General features: G+C 42.8%; 23 protein-coding genes, 2 tRNA genes and 1 rRNA gene. 16 read left to right on the forward strand and 10 right to left on the reverse strand.

All coding sequences use genetic code 11. The features are described from left to right. Positions 1 to 106 precede the first annotated feature (106 nt). The 3 genes from FSC11_RS02180 to FSC11_RS02190 all read left to right on the forward strand — a co-directional run bounded on the left by FSC11_RS02180 (position 107) and on the right by FSC11_RS02190 (position 2,447). A complete protein-coding gene (locus FSC11_RS02180; RefSeq protein WP_004809738.1) occupies positions 107 to 490 on the forward strand; it encodes a hypothetical protein in 384 nt (127 codons plus the stop codon). Next, positions 484 to 1,686, forward strand: coding sequence for a CsgG/HfaB family protein (locus tag FSC11_RS02185; protein ID WP_163164863.1), 1,203 nt, complete (start codon positions 484 to 486; stop codon positions 1,684 to 1,686). Before FSC11_RS02180 ends, FSC11_RS02185 begins: the two co-directional genes overlap by 7 nt. An 83-nt stretch (positions 1,687 to 1,769) precedes the next feature. Then, complete coding sequence (locus tag FSC11_RS02190) at positions 1,770 to 2,447, forward strand: hypothetical protein (RefSeq protein ID WP_163164865.1); 678 nt, start codon at positions 1,770 to 1,772, stop codon at positions 2,445 to 2,447. Positions 2,448 to 2,707: 260 nt separating this feature from the next. On the opposite strand, the gene FSC11_RS02195 is transcribed toward FSC11_RS02190, so the two are convergent. From FSC11_RS02195 to FSC11_RS02205, 3 genes are all read right to left on the reverse strand, one after another. Continuing rightward, positions 2,708 to 3,283 carry a xanthine phosphoribosyltransferase gene (locus FSC11_RS02195; RefSeq protein ID WP_005223320.1) on the reverse strand — a complete coding sequence of 192 codons (576 nt, stop codon included), beginning with the start codon at positions 3,281 to 3,283 and terminating at the stop codon, positions 2,708 to 2,710. A 90-nt stretch (positions 3,284 to 3,373) separates the two neighbouring features. After that, complete coding sequence (locus FSC11_RS02200; protein WP_004809730.1) at positions 3,374 to 4,087, reverse strand: DUF3108 domain-containing protein; 714 nt, start codon at positions 4,085 to 4,087, stop codon at positions 3,374 to 3,376. Between the two features lie 151 nt (positions 4,088 to 4,238). Further along, complete coding sequence (locus FSC11_RS02205; RefSeq protein WP_071319875.1) at positions 4,239 to 4,928, reverse strand: hypothetical protein; 690 nt, start codon at positions 4,926 to 4,928, stop codon at positions 4,239 to 4,241. Positions 4,929 to 5,195: 267 nt separating this feature from the next. On the opposite strand from FSC11_RS02205, the gene FSC11_RS02210 reads away from it, so the two are divergent. Further along, positions 5,196 to 6,059 carry an energy transducer TonB gene (locus FSC11_RS02210; protein WP_205681856.1) on the forward strand — a complete coding sequence of 288 codons (864 nt, stop codon included), beginning with the start codon at positions 5,196 to 5,198 and terminating at the stop codon, positions 6,057 to 6,059. Here the strand turns inward: FSC11_RS02210 and FSC11_RS02215 are convergent. From FSC11_RS02215 to miaB, 5 genes are all read right to left on the reverse strand, one after another. Beyond that, positions 6,056 to 6,355: an antibiotic biosynthesis monooxygenase family protein gene (locus FSC11_RS02215; protein WP_004896079.1), complete on the reverse strand. Its 300-nt coding sequence runs from the start codon at positions 6,353 to 6,355 to the stop codon at positions 6,056 to 6,058. The genes FSC11_RS02210 and FSC11_RS02215 overlap by 4 nt on opposite strands. A 31-nt stretch (positions 6,356 to 6,386) precedes the next feature. Continuing rightward, a complete protein-coding gene (locus FSC11_RS02220; RefSeq protein WP_163164869.1) occupies positions 6,387 to 6,779 on the reverse strand; it encodes a hypothetical protein in 393 nt (130 codons plus the stop codon). Between the two features lie 143 nt (positions 6,780 to 6,922). Continuing rightward, complete coding sequence (gene ybeY / locus FSC11_RS02225) at positions 6,923 to 7,405, reverse strand: rRNA maturation RNase YbeY (protein WP_004809720.1); 483 nt, start codon at positions 7,403 to 7,405, stop codon at positions 6,923 to 6,925. 22 nt (positions 7,406 to 7,427) lie between these two features. After that, entirely contained in the window at positions 7,428 to 8,504 is a 1,077-nt protein-coding gene (locus tag FSC11_RS02230) for a PhoH family protein (protein ID WP_004809719.1), read from the reverse strand. 39 nt (positions 8,505 to 8,543) lie between these two features. After that, a complete protein-coding gene (gene miaB, locus FSC11_RS02235; RefSeq protein WP_163164871.1) occupies positions 8,544 to 10,001 on the reverse strand; it encodes a tRNA (N6-isopentenyl adenosine(37)-C2)-methylthiotransferase MiaB in 1,458 nt (485 codons plus the stop codon). 366 nt (positions 10,002 to 10,367) lie between these two features. Here miaB and FSC11_RS02240 point away from each other — a divergent pair, with 366 nt between their 5' ends. The 6 genes from FSC11_RS02240 to FSC11_RS02265 all read left to right on the forward strand — a co-directional run bounded on the left by FSC11_RS02240 (position 10,368) and on the right by FSC11_RS02265 (position 15,231). After that, positions 10,368 to 12,269 (forward strand): lytic transglycosylase domain-containing protein, encoded by a 1,902-nt coding sequence (locus FSC11_RS02240; RefSeq protein WP_227591016.1) that lies wholly within the window; start codon positions 10,368 to 10,370, stop codon positions 12,267 to 12,269. A gap of 31 nt (positions 12,270 to 12,300) precedes the next feature. Then, entirely contained in the window at positions 12,301 to 12,939 is a 639-nt protein-coding gene (locus FSC11_RS02245) for a ribonuclease T2 family protein (RefSeq protein WP_163164875.1), read from the forward strand. 173 nt (positions 12,940 to 13,112) lie between these two features. Next, positions 13,113 to 14,099, forward strand: a complete 987-nt coding sequence (locus FSC11_RS02250; RefSeq protein WP_004809714.1) for a malate dehydrogenase — start codon at positions 13,113 to 13,115, stop codon at positions 14,097 to 14,099. Between the two features lie 169 nt (positions 14,100 to 14,268). Beyond that, positions 14,269 to 14,547, forward strand: coding sequence for a DUF2789 family protein (locus FSC11_RS02255; RefSeq protein ID WP_004809710.1), 279 nt, complete (start codon positions 14,269 to 14,271; stop codon positions 14,545 to 14,547). Between the two features lie 54 nt (positions 14,548 to 14,601). Beyond that, positions 14,602 to 14,856, forward strand: a complete 255-nt coding sequence (locus tag FSC11_RS02260) for a DUF2789 family protein (RefSeq protein ID WP_004809708.1) — start codon at positions 14,602 to 14,604, stop codon at positions 14,854 to 14,856. 117 nt (positions 14,857 to 14,973) lie between these two features. Continuing rightward, complete coding sequence (locus tag FSC11_RS02265; RefSeq protein ID WP_004809704.1) at positions 14,974 to 15,231, forward strand: DUF2789 family protein; 258 nt, start codon at positions 14,974 to 14,976, stop codon at positions 15,229 to 15,231. Positions 15,232 to 15,299: 68 nt separating this feature from the next. On the opposite strand, the gene FSC11_RS02270 is transcribed toward FSC11_RS02265, so the two are convergent. Together FSC11_RS02270 and FSC11_RS02275 are read right to left on the reverse strand one after the other, a co-directional pair. Then, entirely contained in the window at positions 15,300 to 15,827 is a 528-nt protein-coding gene (locus FSC11_RS02270) for a hypothetical protein (protein WP_108619613.1), read from the reverse strand. Between the two features lie 59 nt (positions 15,828 to 15,886). Next, positions 15,887 to 16,489 (reverse strand): 2OG-Fe(II) oxygenase, encoded by a 603-nt coding sequence (locus tag FSC11_RS02275; protein WP_163164877.1) that lies wholly within the window; start codon positions 16,487 to 16,489, stop codon positions 15,887 to 15,889. 114 nt (positions 16,490 to 16,603) lie between these two features. Here FSC11_RS02275 and FSC11_RS02280 point away from each other — a divergent pair, with 114 nt between their 5' ends. The 6 genes from FSC11_RS02280 to FSC11_RS02305 all read left to right on the forward strand — a co-directional run bounded on the left by FSC11_RS02280 (position 16,604) and on the right by FSC11_RS02305 (position 21,660). After that, the gene (locus FSC11_RS02280) at positions 16,604 to 17,461 is read left to right on the forward strand and encodes a 23S rRNA (adenine(2030)-N(6))-methyltransferase RlmJ (RefSeq protein ID WP_163164879.1); all 858 of its coding nucleotides are present in this window, start codon (positions 16,604 to 16,606) and stop codon (positions 17,459 to 17,461) included. 37 nt (positions 17,462 to 17,498) lie between these two features. After that, entirely contained in the window at positions 17,499 to 18,317 is an 819-nt protein-coding gene (gene pssA, locus FSC11_RS02285; protein ID WP_004809697.1) for a CDP-diacylglycerol--serine O-phosphatidyltransferase, read from the forward strand. 18 nt (positions 18,318 to 18,335) lie between these two features. Further along, positions 18,336 to 19,412, forward strand: coding sequence for a DUF6670 family protein (locus FSC11_RS02290; protein ID WP_163164881.1), 1,077 nt, complete (start codon positions 18,336 to 18,338; stop codon positions 19,410 to 19,412). 431 nt (positions 19,413 to 19,843) lie between these two features. Next, positions 19,844 to 21,381: ribosomal RNA gene (locus FSC11_RS02295) — 16S ribosomal RNA — on the forward strand. Positions 21,382 to 21,442: 61 nt separating this feature from the next. After that, a tRNA-Ile gene (locus FSC11_RS02300) sits at positions 21,443 to 21,519 on the forward strand. 65 nt (positions 21,520 to 21,584) lie between these two features. Further along, positions 21,585 to 21,660: transfer RNA gene (locus FSC11_RS02305), tRNA-Ala, on the forward strand. The last annotated feature ends 147 nt before the right edge of the window (positions 21,661 to 21,807 follow it).

A 21,807-nucleotide genomic window follows, 5' to 3' on the forward strand; every position in this document is an offset into this window, starting at 1 on the left:
TAAACGTAATTTTTAAATTTTTATATGATCTAATTTTTGTCAGATAAATTAAATCTTAATTAAGCAGAAAACGAATAAACATACTAAATCAGAGGATACTAAGGGTATGAAAATATTGGTCATCAATGCGGGTTTATTGTGTTTGTTTTTTTTGAGCAACGCTTATGCTACATCAGATGAGTGGACTCAGCGCTGGAAAGCATCACCTGCACGTTCTAATGAGCATCTGGCACAGGCAAATCTGATTGAACTCAGAGAGTCTGATTATTATGAAAGTTTTGGAAAAGCAAGAACTACCGTATATAACACCTCTTCAAATTCTATCGGCACTGTGAATACTCCAACCAATAATATTACGGTGGAGGGCTCAGATAATGGTGTAAATATTTCCAGTGAATTATTCAATGAAGCTCCAGTGAGTTCTAATTCCAATCGGAATTCACCACGCTGCCCAAATGTGAGTAACCAGCCGGGAGAAACACTATGCTGAATTTCCCGTATGGAAGGTCTTTATCTTCCGCCGGTATCATTTTGATTTTTACTCAATCCTTGACAGGATGTACCGGCCTGGCATCTTCAAATTCAAAGCCGGTAGAACTGGTACAAGGTCCGCCAATTACTGATATTTTTACTCCATTTGATATGGCCTTATCTTGCTTAAAGGGGCAATTACGCAATGACATCAGCTTTTCTGTAGGTGCAATTTTAGACCAGACAGGTAAAGACGTCGTAACCAATGGTGGTAGTGGAAAAATGGTGACCCAAGGCGCGGGAGATATGGTGCAATCCGCCTTATTTCAGTCTGGGGTCAGTGTAATGAACCGGCGTGATCCTCGTATTATTGAAAGTGAGGCCAAGTGGGGGATTCGTGATCCAAGACAAATCCAGGCCTCTGATTATTATGTGACGGGCAGTATTAATAGCCTGGATTTTATTCCAGGTGGCGGGTTGGACATGCAGATTGCGGGGGTTGGACCGAATTACAGTCAAACCCGAATTATGGTGGGTTTGGATCTATCCCTGACTGATACACGCAGCAGTAAAGTTGTCGCGAATGTCTCATTACAGAAACAGATTGCTGCACAGGATTATGGTATCAGCGCTGGAAGATTTACCGGCCGTACCTTATTAAATATTCAGATCGGAAAAGGTGAGCGTGAAGCGACGAATTTTGCTTTACGTCAGATGTTGAATCTGGCCACTTTTGAATTACTGAGCCAGGTCGTTCCACCACCAGTATTCGAGAAGTGTCGTGCAGAAATTCCACCAGAATTTGGACGTTTAAACTTAACCCGAAGTTCGGTGGCTTTGCATAAGTATAAGAAAAATCAGCAACAAAATAATCTAGATTCAAGTACCCCGGTTCAGGAATTAACCTCGGACGATATTCAGCAATCTCAAGAGAAAAACAAATCTACCAATACACCGAGTAAAGATACCAAAGAACCAAAAAACAAAGAATCCGAGGTAATCCAAAATCCTGATCCAGAACCTGAAATAAGTAAACAGGATCTCATTAAATATATCAGTAAAAAACACTCTCCAGACTCTTCAGACAAAATGCTAGAGGAAAAAGAGAAGCAGGAAAAAAACAGCAAAGAAAAAGACGAGGAGAAAACATCCATGCTGTGGGATGCCAATCCTGAAGTTGTTGAAAACTATTGGTCAAGCACATTGCGTGATTAATAGTTTCACAAGTGGGCTCGCTCCCATTAGTAAAAGAAGTACTTAGCGAGGAGTGCTTCAAAACTAGAAAAGGAAAAACAAAGATGAAAAACACGATCAAAACAATCGCTTTATCCGTCACCTTCCTGTCTGGTGCAGGTATGGCATATGCTCAAGACACAAATGTAGAGGTAGATACCGGTTTACAGGCATCTCTGGATGCAATTTCCCAGCAGGTCGAAAATGGATCTGCCCTGAATCTGGCTGTCAATAGTGCTGATATCAATGCAAGTGTTAATACAGAGGCTTATGCCAATTTAGGAACAGATCTCGGAACAGATACTCAAGATGTCGTTAATTCAGTTGAAAATACAATTGAAACTACAGCAATGGGTGCAGCTAATACAGGTAGTATTGAAATCGCGCAAGGTAGCTTGAGTACAGTGACTTCAAATACACTTAATGAAACCCTAGATTGGGCATATACTGATGTAACTAGTGAAATCAATAACGAAACAATTGGAGAAGATATTTCGGAGAGTACAACGAGTGCGGATATTTCAGATACATTGAGCACAACGCTGGATAGGACTTTTGATGAGGAAGTTAATAAAACTTTAAGCAATTATAGTGTAGCGAATATTGCTTATAATGCTGGAGCAGTTGATGCCTCTGTAAGTGCGATTGCAGAAGGTGTAGATAATAGTGTGGCCAACACTATTACTACTACTGCAATTGGTGCAGTAAATACTGGGAGTATTACTGTCACAGTAGGAGAATAATATAACTTGCTTGATTTTCTTACAGGTCTAACTATTGGCAGATAGTTAGGCCTCTTATTTTATATAAAAATTTTTTAAAAAATTGTCTACTTGTCGGAAAGTAAAGCAATTTATATTAATGATTATTTTTTAATTGAAATTTTTTAGGAAAAAACGAAGCAATAGAAGAATATGGTTGTCTTAAAAATATTTCAATTCAAGAAAAACGGATATAAAAAAAGAGCACCTCAGTACTCTTTTTCAATTTAAGTCAAGAAATTTTATTCTTGAACAAATTCAACCGTACCATTTGCTAATGATTTCACACGCGCTAATGATTCTACGCGATAACCTTTTTCAAGCAGAATGTCACGGCCCGGCTGGAATGATTTTTCAATCACGATACCAATACCCACGACAGATGCTTCTGCTTGGTGAATCAGGTCTGCCAAGCCAAGAGCCGCTTGACCATTTGCAAGAAAGTCATCAATCACCAGTACTTTATCAGCAGCGTTGATGTGCTTTTTAGAAATTGCAATAGTACTTTCAGTTTGCTTGGTGAAAGAAAATACCTTAGAGCGATACAGATCATCTTTCAGAGTTAATGATTGATATTTGCGTGCAAAGATCACTGGAACACCCAGCTCAAGGCCAGCCATTACAGCAGGTGCGATCCCTGATGCTTCAATAGTGATGATTTTAGTGATACCAGCATCTTTAAATAGACGCGCAAATTCCTGACCAATTTGCTGCATCATAACAGGATCGATTTGATGATTTAAGAAAGAATCAACTTTCAAAACTTCTTCAGATAGAACGATACCTTCAGCTAAGATTTTCTGTTCTAGTGCGTGCACGGGAGAATCCTCAAGACCAGATGCTTTTTCAAGCAAAAGCGTATTTTAAAAAGCACCCGGAAAAAATCAAGCGAAAATCGTTAAAAATGCTTAGTTCGTTGGACCTTTATAGCCAGTGAGTAACAAACCATAGGAAGTTTTCTTATCGACATGCGCTACCTTGACTGGTAAATAATCAAGTTTTGGGGCTAACCAGAAGATGGTTTCGCGTCCTGGCTTGTCATGTTTCATTACGACTTTCATGGTGCTAAAGGTGCCGTAATTGGTTTTGATATTTTCTGTACCTTGTTTAACAAATTTACGTGCTTCCAGTTCTTTAGCATCTGCAATGTAATAATTGCTTTTTAAACCAGAAGCTTTTAGGTCTTCACGGATCTGTAACTCGGCATTTAATTCATCCAGGGCACCATCTCTCCAAGCAAATGAACGTGCCTTGTCATCTTTTTTAGTATGAATAGTTTTAGAAGACGGATTGAACTTGATACTCATGGTATTGTTATTAACCAATACCTTACTGCTACGGCTAAAATTGCTAGAATTAATCTTGCCATTATTAAAAGTAAAATGACTGGTTTCTGTCGCAGAAGCAATCGCGGCAGCCTTGGCTGCAAATACATAAGTCCAGTTATTGCCTGACTTAGTTAAGGTTCGTGTTGCCGATCCCATGTTCTTGCCATTATAGCTAAACTGATAAGTCGCCTGGAATGGGCTCATGGCAAACGCTTGACTGGACATGCCTGTGAATACCAGTGCTGTGGTCAGTCCTGCAGTCATACCAATAGTTTTAATTAAGTGTTGTGCCATAAGTGAATTTTCCTGTATGAAAGGGCAGTCAGTCACTTCTGCCAAGCTTTTATTATCAGACTAAAATGTGGAGGGAGAATGAACTGATAAAATTTGCAGAAGTGTATCATTCATGTCATTTTTTTCATTGTTGTTTCACAACTTAAACACTTTACGAATCTTGTTTCTGCTTGATGGGTGTAACCTGATTTTCACTGAATTCATCTGCATCATCCCAGCTTTCTTCTTTTTCTTGAGACAGCTTTCTGAACAAGGCTGCTAAATTTACATTCCCAATAACGACCAGTTCAGCCTCACGTAATACAGCATGATTGACATGTACTTTAGACAAAGTATCAATCACTGATCGGCTTTTACCGAGCCAGCGGTTAAGATCTAAATGTAGTAGGTCATCAACAACTTTAATTACACCCAGCTTTTCCAGAATCATACCGAGAGGATCTTTATTCAGGATACGCTGATAGAAAAATAGGGCACAACGTACGCCAATTTTATAGAACACATTTGGGTATTTAGCATCAATTACTTGGGTATCGCTAATCTGTTCAAAAACAATCAGCTGGCGGTCTTTATTCAGTTCCATTTGTACCAGTTTCAGGTCAACAGACAGAGTAATGACCATGCCATTGTAATCAAGTGTTGCATATAAGCGTAACCAGTCATCATGCAGATCCGCATGCAGATCTTTTAAGGCTTTGACGTTATCAGTCACAAAACGCTGAAAAGTTGCATTCAAAAATACCTGAGAGAGGGGAAACTCGCGTTCATCTTCAATAAACCCTTCCGCCTTCTGATACACCTGGCGAATGCGTCTGGAAATATTGGAAATGATGGTTTGCATATGGAAGCATCCTGGCAACTATATTTTTGATAGCATGTATCTTGTCGAAAAGTATAAAAAATACAAGAGCGTGTGCTTGCAGTTTAGCAAAATAAATTGCACCATTTTTAGTGTTTTGTTTATACAACGTAGAAGATTTGATATAGCTCTCACTATCTACTCAAAGTGAAAGATATATCAATATTTGTATATTGAAAAATTTTCTTTGCAAGATATTAAGGATAAAGGCTCCTGGCTGAGCCTGAAAATGTGACTAGAATGACCCTGATGCCCTTGGTTAAATCATGGTGGAAAGATCCAATTTTTAGCAGTGCTGTAGGGATTGCTGCATTGTTACATATCATGATTTTAATGCTGCAGTTTGGAATGCCATCGGAACAGGATACTTCGACCAAGGAAATTGCAGTCAGCCTGCGAATCAGTAATGACAAAATCGAGCATGCTGATTTTCTTGCCCAAACAGATCAGCAAGGTTCCGGTCAGTTCCGTGAAGTGCATCGTATGTCCAGTGATGCTCCATTGCCGATGCCGGATCAGGCAGCTGGAAAAGAAGCAATGCTTCAAAACAGCCAAGATATGCTGCAACAAAAACAGGAGTTGAGCTTTGAAGAAAAAGTTCTGATGACAACCCTAAGCTGGCAGAAACAGGCAGAAGAAAATCATCGCAAGAAACGTCAGGAAGAACTCAACAGCCAGCTTCAAGCCAAAGCTGCTATGGTCGCGAGTCTGGAAGCTCAATATACGCAGCGCCAGAAAAACTTTAGCCGTCAGCAGAAAATTAAAACTGTTGACGGTATCCAAGCCAAGCAGGATGTATCTGCAGCTTATCTGGAAAAATTCCGTCAAAAAGTCGAATTTTATGGGAATCGTTTTTATCCTGAATCTGCCCGTATACAGCGCTTGGCGGGTGACGTCCGCTTAATGGTGATTCTGAATCAAAATGGGGGTATTCGAGCGATTCGATTGTTGGAATCTTCTGGTCATACTGTATTGGATGAAGCTGCTCGAACCTCATTACGTAAGGCTGCGCCGTTTGGTGCTTTCGATGCCAAAATGAAAGATATTTCAGAATTACGAATTATCCGAACCTGGCGTTTTGATCCGGCAGAAGCCGAGTTTGAAGTGCGTTAATCTGGCGCTGTTTCATAATGGCGTAATACCTTACAGACATCCACGCTGAAATAGCGATACCAGTTATCTTTACCGAATTGTTGCGCGGCCTGGTGTTCAGCGTCCTGATGCCAGGCATGAATATCCTGCAGGCTGCTCCAGTAGGAAAGTGCAATCTCAGTGATTCCTTCAGTTAAACTTTCAAAATGCTGACAGTGAAACTGGGTCAAGGCCTTTTCCCGCATCTGTTGGGCAGTGGCAAAGTAATCTGTGTCTAACTGCTTAATTTTAGCTTTAAAAATAACGACATATTGCATAGTAACTTCTAATTTTAACTAATTTCTGAAATTATTCTTCCACACGATGATAATAACCGTGTTCTCCGGAACTGTTCCAAATCACATTTAAAAATTTGCCTTCAATTTTTAGATGCTTTGGAAAAATCCTCAGATGCTTTTTATATTTACGCTCAGGTTTTAAACCGATGCAGTTGCCATTTTTCCACCATCTACCTTCAGCATATTGATCTAGGGCTCCATAAGTCAGATACCATTTAAATTTACCTTCAGGCAATAACAGCATTTCAGAGCCTGTTTCCATGACGCCATTTAAATAATAATGACCTGTCCAGACTTCATCTGCTTTTTGAAATTGGGTTTCTTTACATAGCGTCTTTGAACTTGCATAAGAAGATAGAAGGGAAGTACCCATGAGTAGCAATACGAGAAGAATCTTTTTCATTTTTATCCTGAACTTTAGCTAATCATCTTTATTGTTATGAGGTGTATTTTATCAGCTTTGGTTGAATTAAATAGCATTGATTTGATTGCTATTTACAGGCATAAAAAAGCGAGCCGAAGCTCACTTTTTATAGTCGGAAAATTTTAGTCTCTTTCCAGATATGGATTTGCAAAACCGAATTTTGCCAGAATCTCGATCTCAATGCCTTCCATCTCTTCTGCATCTTCATCTGAAGTCTCATGATCATAGCCCATCAGGTGCAAGGTGCCATGAACCAGCATATGGGTAAAGTGAGTCAAAGGTGCTTTGCCTTGTTCAACGGCTTCACGCAATACCACTGGGATACAGATGACCAAGTCTCCAATCGGAAAAGCATCCAAAACTTCTGCCATTTCATCCGGAAGATCACTTGGAAAAGACAACACATTGGTGGGTTTGTCCTTTCCGCGATATTCCAGATTCAGTTTGTGGCTTTCATCATTGTCGACACAGGCAATACCAATTTCACAATCACTTTGCGTACCGATATGACGTAAAGCAGTTTCTACAACTTTCTTGATATAGGCACGCTTAATCACGAGTTCAGGTGCCTGAAAATCCTGTTGTAGACTAAGACTAAGTTTCAAAACAAATCCTTAAAAGTAAATATTAATGCTGAGCGTCAGCTGCCGCATCATTTTCAGCGACCAAGGCTTCCTGACGTGCTTTGCGTTCGGCACGTGCTTCGGCAGTTAAACGTTGTTGTTCACTATCCCAGCCCTCATAGGCTTCAACGATTTTCTGAACCAGCTGATGACGTACCACATCACGGGAATGGAAGCGGGTGATATGAATCTCTTTCACATTTTCCAATACACGAAGTGAATGGGCCAAACCAGATTGCTGACCACGTGGCAAGTCGACCTGGGTCACGTCACCGGTAATCACTGCACGAGAGCCAAAGCCCAGGCGGGTCAAAAACATTTTCATCTGTTCAGGTGTCGTGTTCTGTGCTTCGTCCAGAATCACAAAGGAGTGATTCAAGGTACGACCACGCATATAAGCCAGTGGTGCCACTTCAATGATCTGACGTTCAATCAATTTAGCTACTTTTTCAAAACCTAGCATTTCATACAGAGCATCGTAAAGCGGACGTAAGTATGGATCGATTTTTTGTGACAGATCACCCGGCAGGAAGCCAAGTTTTTCACCGGCTTCTACTGCAGGACGTACCAGGAGGATACGCTGAATCTCATTACGTTCCAGCATGTCCACTGCAGCTGCTACCGCCAGATAGGTTTTACCTGTACCAGCAGGACCAATACCGAAAGAAATGTCACTTTGCAGAATGCGCTGCACATAACGTTTCTGGTTGGCACCGCGTGGATTGATACGACCTTTGCGAGTCTGCAACCAGACATTGTCCAGACCAGTATGTTCCTGATCATGCAGGTCGTCCTGCAATTCACGGTCGGTTTGGCTGCCTTGGATCATCAGGTGCAGGGTATCTGCACTGATCTGACCGCTCTGTTCAGATTCTTCATGAAGTCGCTGTAGGAGCAACTCCGCTCTCTCAACGGCATCGATCTCACCATCAATAAAAAAGCTGTCGCCTCGATGGGAAACTTTGACGTCTAAACGTTGTTCAATTTGCTTCAAATGACCGTTATAAGCACCGAGCATGCTCTGTAAACGGTCCATTGAAATTCCAGGAAAAGCTACTGTACGTCGAATCGCTGCTGTCAAAGAGAGTTCCTTATAGAGATAGGTTCTTATATCCCTACATTACGCCACGTCAGGCTCAAGATTCAATAGCTCACCGTAAACTAAATTGAGTGTTTTTATTTCAGTGATTTCAATCTCGGCAAAACGTCCAACCCATGCAGGATCACCGATAAATGTCACATAACGTGTGTTATCTGCGGTGCCTACCAGGACATTTGGATCCTTGTCAGAAACTTTTTCAATGAGAACACGTTGAATGGTACCAAGCATCGCATCCGTTTTCTCAATGCTGGATTGCTTGATCCATTTTTGAACTTTTGCCAGACGTTCTTTTTTCACCTGTTCAGGTGTAGTGTCTTCAAGTTCCGCAGCAGGCGTACCCGGACGTTTTGAATACACAAAGCTGTACGAATGATCAAAGTCCATATCTTTAATAAACTGATATGTTTCTTCGAAGTTTTCATCGGTTTCACCCGGGAAACCAATAATGAAATCTGAAGATAGGTGCATATCCGGACGGACTTTACGGAGTTTGGCAATCTTCTCGATGTAGACATCAATCGTATGGTTACGCTTCATCGCCTGAAGGACGTCATTGGAACCACTTTGTACTGGTAAATGCAGATGTGACACCATTTGTGGCAGGTCACGATAGCATTGAATCAGGTCATCATTAAATTCGAGCGGATGCGACGTGGTATAACGTAAGCGGCCAATGCCTGGAATTTCTGCAACTAAACGTAACAGATCGGCAAAAGTACAGATCTTGCCATCAAAGGTTTCACCACGGTAGCCATTTACGTTCTGACCCAGCAATGAAATCTCACGCACGCCTTTTTCTGCCAGACCTGCAATTTCTGCCAGGACATCATCCAGCGGACGTGATACTTCTTCACCGCGGGTATATGGCACTACACAGAAAGAACAGTATTTTGAACAGCCTTCCATAATTGATACAAAGGCTTTATAACCTTCAACACGTGGTTCAGGCAGAAAGTCGAATTTCTCAATATCCGGGAAGGAAATATCGACCAGTTTAATTTTGTCTTTTTTGGGCTTTTCCACTTGCTCAAAGTGCTGATCCAGCATTTGCGGCAAACGGTGCAGGGTTTGTGGACCAAAAATCATGTCGACATAATTGGCACGTTTCTGGATGTTGTCACCTTCTTGTGAAGCAACACAGCCACCCACACCAATAATCAGGTCCGGATTTTTTTCTTTTAGCTTGCGCCAGCGACCTAATTCAGAGAATACTTTTTCTTGTGCTTTTTCACGAATTGAGCAAGTATTCATCAGGAGAATATCTGCTTCTTTAGGGTCAGTGGTTAGCACGTAGCCATGTGAGTCGCCCAAAAGATCGGCCATACGATGACTGTCATACTCATTCATCTGACACCCTTGCGTTTCAATGTACAGTTTCTTGACTGCAGCATCGTGGGCTGGGGTGTGCGCTGGCTGGGTAACAGTGTTTTCTGAGGCAGCTGGGGCACTCTTCGGAATGAAGGTTTGAACCGTCATGAAGGCTCCTAGGGATAATACGTTTAAATTGTGAACGGACGACCTTGTTAATTTGCGAATCAGGTCAATTAGACTTCAATTCACAGAATGAATTTTTTGGAAGTCGCATATTTTAGCAGGAAAGTCGCTTAAACTTATAGCCTTTATTGGTGCCCTGAAAATATTGATTTATGGACAGAAAATGTTTGAAAATTAATATTGCTGAATCATAAGGTTACATAAGAGAACAGTAGAGTCGGTCTAGAATTTATAAACTAGCACCGATGTTGAACAAAATTGTCTGGCACGAACTACATGATAGAAGTTAAGTTAATGTTGAAACAGATTATAAGTACACATAAATATTCAAGATTATTCACTGTAGGGATGGCCTGTCTGAGTTCAATGGGCGTTCAAGCTGCCGAAGAACAATTTAATGACGCACTCACTGCGGCAAATGCTGGAAATATTGAATTATTACAACAGTATCGTGCAGCCATGCAAAATGATGCCTTGGGTTACTACCCGGAATACTGGATTCTGAATCAAAATCTTGGCATGCAGCCGGCCAGTCAGATTATTAATTTTGCCCAGCGTTATCCGCAATCTGCCATGGCAGAAAAGCTGGCAGCAGACTATGTTGAAGAAAAAGTAAAGCAGGCCGATTTTTCAGCAGCACAGCCAGTCTTGCAATATGTGACCAATCCAGATCAGGCAGAAAGCTGCGCGATTGCTCAGGTACGTGCCAAAAGTGGTGATCCTCTGGTCTATGCCGAGTATAAAGATGTCTGGCTGACCACAAATGCTCAGCCGGAATCCTGTACCGGTCTAGGTCGAATGATGCTGTCCAGTCCCTTATTAACCACTGAAGACCGCCAGCAACGACTCTGGACACAATTGCGTGCCGGTCAGTCTGGACAGGCGATTGCGACCGCTCAAAGTATCGGCCTCAACCTTTCTTTGGCGCAGCTTAATAGCATTCAGGCCAATCCGACAGCCTATTTATGGACGGCACCCAAAGCGACCGCTGCTGATCATGCTTATCTGGTGTATGCCATGGGGCGACTGGCGGATAGTGATCTGAATACAGCATTTTCGAGTGTACGACGTACTGCTGAAGGCACCCCTGAACAGATCCAAAAAGCTTTGTACCGTGTAGTCGGCTATATCGGTGGCACCACGGTGATGAAAAACAACTTTAATCGTGAAGTTCTGAATTATCTGGATCTGAGTTATGGCCTGCCATTTAGTCCGGAAGAAGCAGAAATTTATGCACGTCAGGCGATTCGCTTCAGTGCTTGGGAAAGTCTGATTCGAGCGATTGATGCGATGAGTGTGACCCAGAAACAGGAAGATCGCTGGCAATACTGGCTGGCTCGCGCAAGTGAACAGCGCTCAGACCGAGCATCAAAAAAAGCAGCTGAAGACATTTATCGCAAACTAGCCACTGGTGATGATTATCATAACCTGCTGGCACGTGACCGCTTAGGACAGTTAACCTTAGGTACACCGAAATCCGCACAGCCTTCTGCTCAGGCCATGCAACGCCTGAATCAGGATATTCATTTCCGTCGTGCTTTTGCCTTGCGTAATATCAATGCTTCAGCGGCGTATGTAAACCGTGAATGGAACTGGGCCGTGCGTCAGGCTTACTTGAAACATGATGATGATCTACTGCTTGCCGCAGCGAAACGTGCGCATGATATGGGCTGGCATGACCGTGCTATTTATGCTGCAGATCGTACAGTGAATAAGCACAACTATGATTACCGTTTCCCAATGCCCTATCGAAATTATGTGGTCAGCCATAGCCAGAATGCCAGTGTTGATCCGGCATGGGCTTATGGTTTGATGCGTCAGGAAAGCCGATTTAATACTGTGGCGCGTTCACATGTCGGGGCAGGTGGCTTGATGCAGATCATGCCAGATACGGCCAAGCTGGTCGCGCGTCAGATGGGCGAAACCTATAATCCGGCAGCATTAAGCGACATGAATACCAATGTTCGTTATGGCACCTTCTATTTGTCTACGATTCAACGTCAGCTCAGCAACAGTCCTGTTTTAGCAACGGCAGGCTATAATGCCGGACCGAATCGTGCACGCCGTTGGCAGCCAGACGTCCAGAATCTAGCAGCAGATCAGTACACGGAAACCATTCCTTTATTAGAAACACGGGATTATGTGAAACATGTCATGACCAATGCGACACATTATGGCATCCTGTTGGGCCAGGGAGCACAATCAATCGGGAAACGTATGCAGGCAATTCCGCTACGTAGTACACAATAAAAATTAATGATTTAGGGATAGTGAATTATTCATGAAGTTAATGAATAGTCGTCGAGTATCAGTATGGCTTTCCGCTTGTATAGTCGCAGGAGGGAGTTTTCCTGCGCTTGCGGCACCGACGGGCTATATCATGGATGTGCAGATGGTTCCCGCACTTTGCAGTTTGTATCCTGAATTGGCCAAAAAGCGAAAATGTCTGGAAGGTTATTCCTTGAATATCTCCGGCTTATTTCCTGAAACCAGTCAACAGGATTGCAGCACGCAGACTTCATCCGCACTTCCACCTTTACAAGCCAAGGTGGTTGCTCGTGTCATGCCGGACGAGGCTTCACGGGCACGCTTATGGCAGAGTATTGGGGGCTGTATTCCCATGAGTGCCAGCCAGTATTTTCGGACCATTATTAATTATGCGGATCGCCTGAAAGTACCACAGGAACTGACAGACCAAGAAAACATGGTTATGTCGATTAATACACTGCGTACAAAATTCCTTAAGATTAATCCGCAATTGCCCGCCAGCGGCATCCGGTTTAACTGCCAGACCAACCGTAGTGTCAGCCTGCTGACCGCGGTTAAGGTGTGCTATCGCAGCAATGGCCAATATAAGCAATGTCCGAGTAGTGTAGTAAATACCTGCCCTCAGAACATTACAATTAAAGGTACATACTGAGCTTTTCAGCCAAATTAATTTATATTTCCTATCAGACTTTTGTTGGAATTCATTCGCTTTTACATGCATCTCCGAAAGGATTGGAGTACAATCTTTGCCGTTTATGATTATTAAGATTAGATAGAACAGCTATTTAATCCGCATTGACTATCCTCTCAATTGGAGATAATTACATGAAGCAACCTGTTCGCGTTGCCGTTACTGGCGCTGCTGGTCAAATTGGTTACAGCCTATTATTCCGTATCGCTAGCGGTGAAATGTTGGGTAAAGACCAACCAGTTATTCTTCAATTATTAGAAATTCCTGTTGAGAAAGCTCAACAAGCGCTTAAAGGCGTGATGATGGAACTTGACGACTGTGCTTTCCCATTATTGGCAGGCATGATCGGTACTGATGATCCTAAAGTTGCATTCAAAGATGCTGACTATGCATTGTTAGTAGGTTCTCGTCCACGTGGTCCTGGTATGGAACGTGCTGACCTTCTTAAAGTAAACGGCGAAATCTTTATCGGTCAAGGTCAAGCACTGAACGAAGTTGCTAGCCGTGACGTTAAAGTGCTTGTTGTGGGTAACCCTGCGAATACAAATGCTTACATCGCAATGAAATCTGCGCCAGATCTTCCAGCGAAAAACTTCACAGCAATGTTACGTCTTGACCACAACCGTGCGTTGACTCAACTTGCGCAAAAAGCAGGTGTTGCAGTTTCTGACATCGAAAACATGACTGTTTGGGGTAACCACTCTCCAACGATGTATGCTGACTACCGTTTTGCAAACGTAAACGGCGAAAGCTTGAAAGACAAAATCAACGATGCTGCATGGAACAAAGACGTATTCCTTCCAACAGTTGGTAAACGTGGTGCTGCGATCATTGAAGCACGTGGTCTGTCTTCTGCTGCTTCTGCTGCAAACGCTGCAATCGATCATATGCGCGATTGGGCTCTTGGCACTAACGGCAAATGGGTAACGATGGGTATTCCTTCTGACGGTTCTTATGGTATCCCTGAAGGCGTAATGTTCGGTTTCCCTGTAACGACTGAAAACGGTGAATACAAAATCGTTCAAGGTCTTGAAATCGACGAATTCAGCCGTGAACGTATCAATGTTACATTGAACGAACTTGAAGAAGAGCGCGCAGCAGTGGCTGACATGCTTAACTAATTTAGTCTTTTAAGATTAAATAAAAAAAGCACTCCAAATGGAGTGCTTTTTTTATTTCAGAATATCCTAAGAACAAAAAATAACATCCTGTCAAAGAGCGACAACTGAACTTTCTATATAAGTCGTTTAATTTGTAAGCAGAATCATCAATAAAAGAGGAGGTACTGAGATGTTAGAGCAGCGACCTACCATGGAAGTTTTTTTTGAGCAGCTCGGCTTGGATTCAAGCCCCGAAGCAATCGATGAATTTATCAGAACCCATCAGATCGGGATGGATGTGCCATTACATAAAGCACCTTTTTGGACCAAGAACCAACATGACTTTCTAATTGGGCATTGGAAGCAAGATGATGATTGGGCCATTTTTGTCGATGTACTGAATGAACAATTGCATATAGAAGCAGAGGGTTCAGGTACATGTGATCTGCCGACCTCCTCACATCCCTGAAAGTTAAAAAAACTAGCAGCAAATTATTTTTTATTTCTATTACGGAGCAATCAAATGGTATTGGAACAGCAACCTACTTTAGAATTATTATTTGAACAACTTGGCCTTCCAGCAGATGAAAGGTCGATTGATGAATTTACCCGTACCCATCAGCTTCCATCTGAAGTTATTCTGCCAGATGCAGAATTTTGGAGTGAAGGGCAGAGTGCATTTCTTCGTGAACATTGGCATCAAGATGACGAATGGATTGTAATTATTGATAAGCTCAATCAATTGCTGCATGTAGAGAGTGATAAGCAAAGCGCTTAATCCACTTTTATACAAAAAGATACAAACAAACCTAGTCGCAGGACTAGGTTTTTTTTGTCTTATCTTATAAGTTGGTTCTATAAAGAATTACAAATTAACTGATATAAGGAGGGCGAGATGCTCGGAACAATGCAACCATCCTTACCCCTATTATTTTCGCAACTCGGTTTGCCGAATAGTCCTGCTGCCATTGAGCTATATGTACGTACTCATCAGTTACCTAAGGAAATCTCATTGCATGATGCGCATTTCTGGAATAAAGCACAGCGTTCATTGTTAATTAGTCATTTGGTACAAGATGATGACTGGGCAATTTGGGTGGATGAACTGAATCAACAGTTACACTTAGATGCCGATCGCCGTCGACTGGCTTGAGAAGATAAAACTAGCAATAAAAAATGCCTCATTCCTGAGGCATTTTTTATGAGAATAATTTCGCAGTTTTAATGCATCCGGCTGTGTAGAATTTGAATAAACCAGTCCTGTTGACGGTATTCTGCAAATGCTGGATGTTGATCTACCAGTTCCAGATCAAAATTGTTCAATTTACTGTATTTATTTAACCAGTGACGGGTCATAGCCGGTTCTTTTTTGCTTGCTGAGGCATATGCTAGGAAGAAATAGATATCCGCATGCTCATAACGGGTCATCGGTTTTAAAATCTGCTGGGTAATCAGTGCATAGCGATTTTCTTTTGTGAGTTCAAAATAGATCATGTAGGCTTTAGCCAAATGCAATGACAGATTGATATACAGATCGAGTGGCATTTCTTCAAACTCGATTCGGCCTTGTTCCAGCAGAACAATCGCTTCTTGCAGGAAATGCACCTGTTCCTGACGTAACTGACTGATCGCTACCAGTTGCAGGCGAAGGTCAGCCCGTTCAAGCGCCAGCTCAGGGGTATTGCCATTTAAAAATAGCTGATCTGTTTCACCAATGCGTGCAATGATCTCTTTGGTGGTTGGTCGCATGAACGCAGTCCTCGTGTCTTAATGATTGCTATATGAGGATGATTGTCTGCTTTTAAAGGCTAAATTAAAGAGGTATCTGAGCGTAACCACGCGGTAAGGGATAAACGTTGATGTTTGGCTACTAATACTTCGTGCAATAAATCACTTTGGAAGAATGCTAAACGGTTGGGCTTAGGTGAAATCGTATGCCACTGTCCATTTTTATCTTGTAAATGTAGTTCACCCCCCCAGTCATCTTGCCATTCTTCATGCAGATAATATACCGAGGAAATCATGCGGCCATTCTTACCTTGCGGGTTGTCGCGGTGAAGAGCATAGAATTCACCTGCGTTATAGCAGGCAAAATGTGCTTCGACATCTTTAATACCCAAATAAAATGCGCGGTTTAAAACTTGAGAAAATTGTTGCAGGGTTTCGGTATGTTGGTGAGAGATTTGAAATTCAGGTTGTAACCAAAGAATATGATCACTGCGGATGTTGCTCACTACGCCATTTTGAATCGCGGCATCACGAAATTCGTTTAAGTGACTTAGGCATTCTTGACTGACCGCATGTTGATATTCAATTGAATAAGCACCGTCAATAACACTAAAGCCATGTTGATCTAAATCATCTAAGATTTGATCAACATTCCAATCCCCTGGGATGACAACTGCTTCCATTTTTCAATTCTCGAGCGTGTGGTAAAAAGGTTTGCTATTTTAGAGCAATAATCGTTTCTGAACGAATCAGTTTTTCATGTTAAAATAGCTATTGATCTTAGGAATAATTGAAACATGAATTATCGTCACCACTTCCATGCAGGCAACTTTGCCGATGTCATGAAGCACGTGTTATTGCTTCAGATTTTGTCTCGCCTTAATAATAAAGACAAGCCATATCGTTATATTGATACGCATGGCGGCGCAGGTAAATATGACTTGTCGACTTCAGAAGCGCAGAAGTCTGGTGAGTTCTTAAACGGTATTCATCGCCTGATTAAACTGGATGATTCAATTAAGCGCAATGCCCCTGAAGGCATACAGCAATATTTAAAAATTGTTGAAAAAATGCGTGAAAATTTTGGTAAAGGCGCGTATCCGGGTTCCCCGTGGTTTGCCCTTGAAGGCATGCGTGAAATCGATAAAGCCACCATTTTTGAAATGCAGCGTGATGTCTTCCAGCAGCTTGATCAGAATATTTTTGACAAGCGTGCTGGTCTGCATGAACGTGATGCTTATGAAGGTTTGCTCGCAGTCATTCCACCGAAAGAAAAACGCGGTCTGGTAATGATCGACCCACCGTATGAGCTGGAACGTAAAGATTTCCCTCAGTTAGTCGAGTTGATTGCAGCAGCTTATAAAAAATGGCCGACAGGCGTATTTGCTATTTGGTATCCAATTAAAGACCGTGCCATGATTGAGCGTTTCGAGAAAAAAATGTTCAAGACTGGTATTCGCCGTCAGCTGATCTGTGAAATATGTGTATGGCCAGACGACACTCCTGTTGGTTTAAATGGTTGTGGCCTGTTGGTGATTAACCCGCCTTGGAAATTCTCTGAAGATGCTGATGAAGCACTTCAATGGTTATTCCCGCATTTACGTATGCAGGAAACTGGTGGTCACGCCGCAGTTCGCTGGTTAGTAGGCGAATAATTTTTTAAAGATCAGGTCATAGCTAGGATCGACAAGAATGACAAATATAAGCAAACCGGAACGTGACTCTTCCACCGAAGCGCCTTTTGATGGCATCACCTTTGAGGTGGAAGAAGAAGAGCATACTCAGGAAGGGCAAAAAATTAAGCGTCGAGGCATCTATCTATGGCCGAACCTGATTACAACCGCAGCGTTGTTAGCAGGTTTTTACTCGATTATTGCCAGTATGAATGGCAATTTTCAGCAAGCCATTTATGCGATCTTTATTGCAGCATTACTCGATGGCTTGGATGGACGTGTTGCACGTGCCATTGGTGCGCAAAGTCCGTTCGGTGAACAGTTTGATTCGCTATCGGATATGCTGGCCTTTGGTGTGGCACCGGCTATCTTGATGTACAGCTGGGGCTTAAGTGAGTTGGGCCGGATCGGTCTGGCGGCATGTTTTGTTTATACCGCTTGTGCGGCTTTCCGTCTGGCACGTTTCAATGTGCAGATCGGTGTGGTTGATAAGCGCTACTTTATTGGTGTCGCGAGCCCACTTGCTGCCGTAATGATTATTTCGCTGGTCTGGGTTGGTTTAGATTTCCCGGAAATTTTCGATATTAAAGATTCAGTGGTTCAGATCATCAATGCCGTTGCGATTGTGATTACAGGTTTGCTGATGATCTCTAATATCAAATACTATTCTTTTAAAACGGTAGAGCGTAAGCGGGTTCCATTTTTTGTCTTGCCAATTGCCGTATTTATCTTTGCAGCGATGACTTATAACATTCCGGTCGGGATTCTGGTTATCTCTGTAATTTATGCTTTGTCTGGTTTTGTTACGACTTTTATGGCGAAACGACAAGTGAGCTAGTATGCAGGAGAGTCTGATATGGCGTTTCTTCAGGATTTATTGGATCGTTCGAAACAGCTGAATCAGACTCCTGCTGCCCAGGCCGATCTGGCCTGTCATGGTCCAAATAAAAAATATAAATATATTCACCATCGTTTTGTTATTCCTAATCTGCCTGCGCCACTGCATTATTTCAATTTTTTTAGCATGATCGGTCAGCCAAATGTGCCGATGCTATGTAATCCCGATGCCATTCATACGGATGCCTTGGATACAGCAACGGTAATCTGTAGTACCAGTCCGCACATGGTTGGTCAGTTGAATCATTATTCCATCCAAAATGAGTGTCGTTTTGAAAGCTGTAACTTTAATTTTCATACACGTGAGCAATTGAGCAGTATATTTCCGGAATTTCATTTCACCCGCCAGGATGACGAGCTCAGTGTTGATTTGAAAATTAGAGCTATCGAGTTGATTACCCACTTTACCCAGCTTCGATTTTCTCTGGCAGATTATTGGTCGATTCCATGCTGGTGTGAAGGTGTCATTCAATATAAAGATCAACAATACCAAATCGAAAGTCTGGGCAGCTTTGAATATGCTCGTAGTTTCAAGTTTCCCTATTTGCCATTTGCTTTCTTGACTTATCAGATGATTAACCTGAGTCAAAACCGGCAGATTATCCTGGTTCAGGTACGAGATAGCTTTAACAAGATTATTCAGTCACGCATTTACTATAAAGATCTGGAAAGCCAGCAGACCCAAATGCTGGATGAAAAGGTAATTTTTAAAGTGCATCGGGTCTATCCAAGTGTGACCACACCAAATGGCCAGAAAATGTATTTACCACGTGAATTCGAATGGCACTGTGAAAGTAAAGATAGAATTCAGATTTCAATTCAAGGACAAAGTCGAGGTGATTTTAAATTTGGTCTTGGGGCAGGCTATGTGGGTAGTTTTAGCTATCAGGTAAAGATTAATGATCAGGAAGAAAATGGGGAAGGAGGTTATATTGAATACATCGATTGCCGAGCTTTACGCTTCCAGGAACTCAGCAAAGAAGAAAAAATATTAAGTAACGTGCCCGATTCTGTACCATTTTTAGTCAAAAGATAGAGAAAAAGCTGATTTCTGTAGAATAAATAAACAGACGGTGATTTTTGTTGAAAAAGGGGGTTGCACGTGGAGTGAAATACTGTAGAATGCACATCCATCGGCGGTGATGAAGATTAAAACTTCTGATAAAACAGTGACTTAGCATAGAGTGGTTGAGTTGGGTTTTAGAAAGAAAGTTTAAAAATTGTTTTCATTACTAGTTGACTTTCTGAAAAGAAAGCGTAATATAGCCGACCTAGCTTGATGCTGACGAAGTATTAAGAAGATCATTAAGAGATTATGAAGAACAACTTGTGTGGATTTTTACTGGTTGATTGATCGAAATTATTTTCATTGATTGAATGGTAGAAATTACTCGAAGTTTATTTGAGCAAATTTTTTGTCAGTAATTGATGAGCCAAGATTGGCACCCTATAGGTGCTATTGATTTTAAACTGAAGAGTTTGATCATGGCTCAGATTGAACGCTGGCGGCAGGCTTAACACATGCAAGTCGAGCGGGGAGATGTAGCTTGCTACATATCCTAGCGGCGGACGGGTGAGTAATGCTTAGGAATCTGCCTATTAGTGGGGGACAACGTTCCGAAAGGAACGCTAATACCGCATACGTCCTACGGGGGAAAGCAGGGGATCTTCGGACCTTGCGCTAATAGATGAGCCTAAGTCGGATTAGCTAGTTGGTGGGGTAAAGGCCTACCAAGGCGACGATCTGTAGCGGGTCTGAGAGGATGATCCGCCACACTGGGACTGAGACACGGCCCAGACTCCTACGGGAGGCAGCAGTGGGGAATATTGGACAATGGGCGGAAGCCTGATCCAGCCATGCCGCGTGTGTGAAGAAGGCCTTTTGGTTGTAAAGCACTTTAAGCGAGGAGGAGGAACTCTAGACTAATACTCTAGATGTTTGGACGTTACTCGCAGAATAAGCACCGGCTAACTCTGTGCCAGCAGCCGCGGTAATACAGAGGGTGCGAGCGTTAATCGGATTTACTGGGCGTAAAGCGTGCGTAGGCGGCTTTTTAAGTCGGATGTGAAATCCCTGAGCTTAACTTAGGAATTGCATTCGATACTGGAAAGCTAGAGTATGGGAGAGGATGGTAGAATTCCAGGTGTAGCGGTGAAATGCGTAGAGATCTGGAGGAATACCGATGGCGAAGGCAGCCATCTGGCCTAATACTGACGCTGAGGTACGAAAGCATGGGGAGCAAACAGGATTAGATACCCTGGTAGTCCATGCCGTAAACGATGTCTACTAGCCGTTGGGGCCTTTGAGGCTTTAGTGGCGCAGCTAACGCGATAAGTAGACCGCCTGGGGAGTACGGTCGCAAGACTAAAACTCAAATGAATTGACGGGGGCCCGCACAAGCGGTGGAGCATGTGGTTTAATTCGATGCAACGCGAAGAACCTTACCTGGCCTTGACATACTAAGAACTTTCCAGAGATGGATTGGTGCCTTCGGGAACTTAGATACAGGTGCTGCATGGCTGTCGTCAGCTCGTGTCGTGAGATGTTGGGTTAAGTCCCGCAACGAGCGCAACCCTTTTCCTTATTTGCCAGCGGGTAATGCCGGGAACTTTAAGGATACTGCCAGTGACAAACTGGAGGAAGGCGGGGACGACGTCAAGTCATCATGGCCCTTACGGCCAGGGCTACACACGTGCTACAATGGTCGGTACAAAGGGTTGCTACCTCGCGAGAGGATGCTAATCTCAAAAAGCCGATCGTAGTCCGGATCGCAGTCTGCAACTCGACTGCGTGAAGTCGGAATCGCTAGTAATCGCGGATCAGAATGCCGCGGTGAATACGTTCCCGGGCCTTGTACACACCGCCCGTCACACCATGGGAGTTTGTTGCACCAGAAGTAGGTAGTCTAACCGCAAGGAGGACGCTTACCACGGTGTGGCCGATGACTGGGGTGAAGTCGTAACAAGGTAGCCGTAGGGGAACCTGCGGCTGGATCACCTCCTTAACGAAAGATTGACGATTGGTAAGAATCCACAACAAGTTGTTCTTCATGACGATGTATCTGAGGGTCTGTAGCTCAGTTGGTTAGAGCACACGCTTGATAAGCGTGGGGTCACAAGTTCAAGTCTTGTCAGACCCACCACTACTGACGAAGCAAGCAATTGCAGAGTAAAACAGAAGATCAGAACATTGACTTATTGATAAGCTGGGGACTTAGCTTAGTTGGTAGAGCGCCTGCTTTGCACGCAGGAGGTCAGGAGTTCGACTCTCCTAGTCTCCACCAAATTTCAAGACAAGAAAAGCATGCTTTTCCTTGAAATTTAAGCAAGAAGCTACGCTTCGCGCAGTTGAAAGACTACGTAGTAAGCAAACGAACTGATAGCTTATAGAGCTTAGTGATTAAGTTGCGTATAATGCGCGGCATTGTTAT

The sequence above is a fragment of the Acinetobacter schindleri genome (genome assembly GCF_010918895.1).
Taxonomy (GTDB): Bacteria; Pseudomonadota; Gammaproteobacteria; order Pseudomonadales; family Moraxellaceae; genus Acinetobacter; species Acinetobacter schindleri.

Coding starts and splice junctions, on each gene's coding strand:
- FSC11_RS02180 (WP_004809738.1), top strand. CDS start 107: ATGAAAATATTGGTCATCAATGCGGGTTTATTGTGTTTGTTTTTTTTG.
- FSC11_RS02185 (WP_163164863.1), top strand. CDS start 484: ATGCTGAATTTCCCGTATGGAAGGTCTTTATCTTCCGCCGGTATCATT.
- FSC11_RS02190 (WP_163164865.1), top strand. CDS start 1,770: ATGAAAAACACGATCAAAACAATCGCTTTATCCGTCACCTTCCTGTCT.
- FSC11_RS02200 (WP_004809730.1), bottom strand. CDS start 4,087: ATGGCACAACACTTAATTAAAACTATTGGTATGACTGCAGGACTGACC.
- FSC11_RS02205 (WP_071319875.1), bottom strand. CDS start 4,928: ATGCAAACCATCATTTCCAATATTTCCAGACGCATTCGCCAGGTGTAT.
- FSC11_RS02210 (WP_205681856.1), top strand. CDS start 5,196: ATGCCCTTGGTTAAATCATGGTGGAAAGATCCAATTTTTAGCAGTGCT.
- FSC11_RS02215 (WP_004896079.1), bottom strand. CDS start 6,355: ATGCAATATGTCGTTATTTTTAAAGCTAAAATTAAGCAGTTAGACACA.
- FSC11_RS02220 (WP_163164869.1), bottom strand. CDS start 6,779: ATGAAAAAGATTCTTCTCGTATTGCTACTCATGGGTACTTCCCTTCTA.
- miaB (WP_163164871.1), bottom strand. CDS start 10,001: ATGACGGTTCAAACCTTCATTCCGAAGAGTGCCCCAGCTGCCTCAGAA.
- FSC11_RS02240 (WP_227591016.1), top strand. CDS start 10,368: ATGGCCTGTCTGAGTTCAATGGGCGTTCAAGCTGCCGAAGAACAATTT.
- FSC11_RS02245 (WP_163164875.1), top strand. CDS start 12,301: ATGAAGTTAATGAATAGTCGTCGAGTATCAGTATGGCTTTCCGCTTGT.
- FSC11_RS02250 (WP_004809714.1), top strand. CDS start 13,113: ATGAAGCAACCTGTTCGCGTTGCCGTTACTGGCGCTGCTGGTCAAATT.
- FSC11_RS02255 (WP_004809710.1), top strand. CDS start 14,269: ATGTTAGAGCAGCGACCTACCATGGAAGTTTTTTTTGAGCAGCTCGGC.
- FSC11_RS02260 (WP_004809708.1), top strand. CDS start 14,602: ATGGTATTGGAACAGCAACCTACTTTAGAATTATTATTTGAACAACTT.
- FSC11_RS02265 (WP_004809704.1), top strand. CDS start 14,974: ATGCTCGGAACAATGCAACCATCCTTACCCCTATTATTTTCGCAACTC.
- FSC11_RS02270 (WP_108619613.1), bottom strand. CDS start 15,827: ATGCGACCAACCACCAAAGAGATCATTGCACGCATTGGTGAAACAGAT.
- FSC11_RS02275 (WP_163164877.1), bottom strand. CDS start 16,489: ATGGAAGCAGTTGTCATCCCAGGGGATTGGAATGTTGATCAAATCTTA.
- FSC11_RS02280 (WP_163164879.1), top strand. CDS start 16,604: ATGAATTATCGTCACCACTTCCATGCAGGCAACTTTGCCGATGTCATG.
- pssA (WP_004809697.1), top strand. CDS start 17,499: ATGACAAATATAAGCAAACCGGAACGTGACTCTTCCACCGAAGCGCCT.
- FSC11_RS02290 (WP_163164881.1), top strand. CDS start 18,336: ATGGCGTTTCTTCAGGATTTATTGGATCGTTCGAAACAGCTGAATCAG.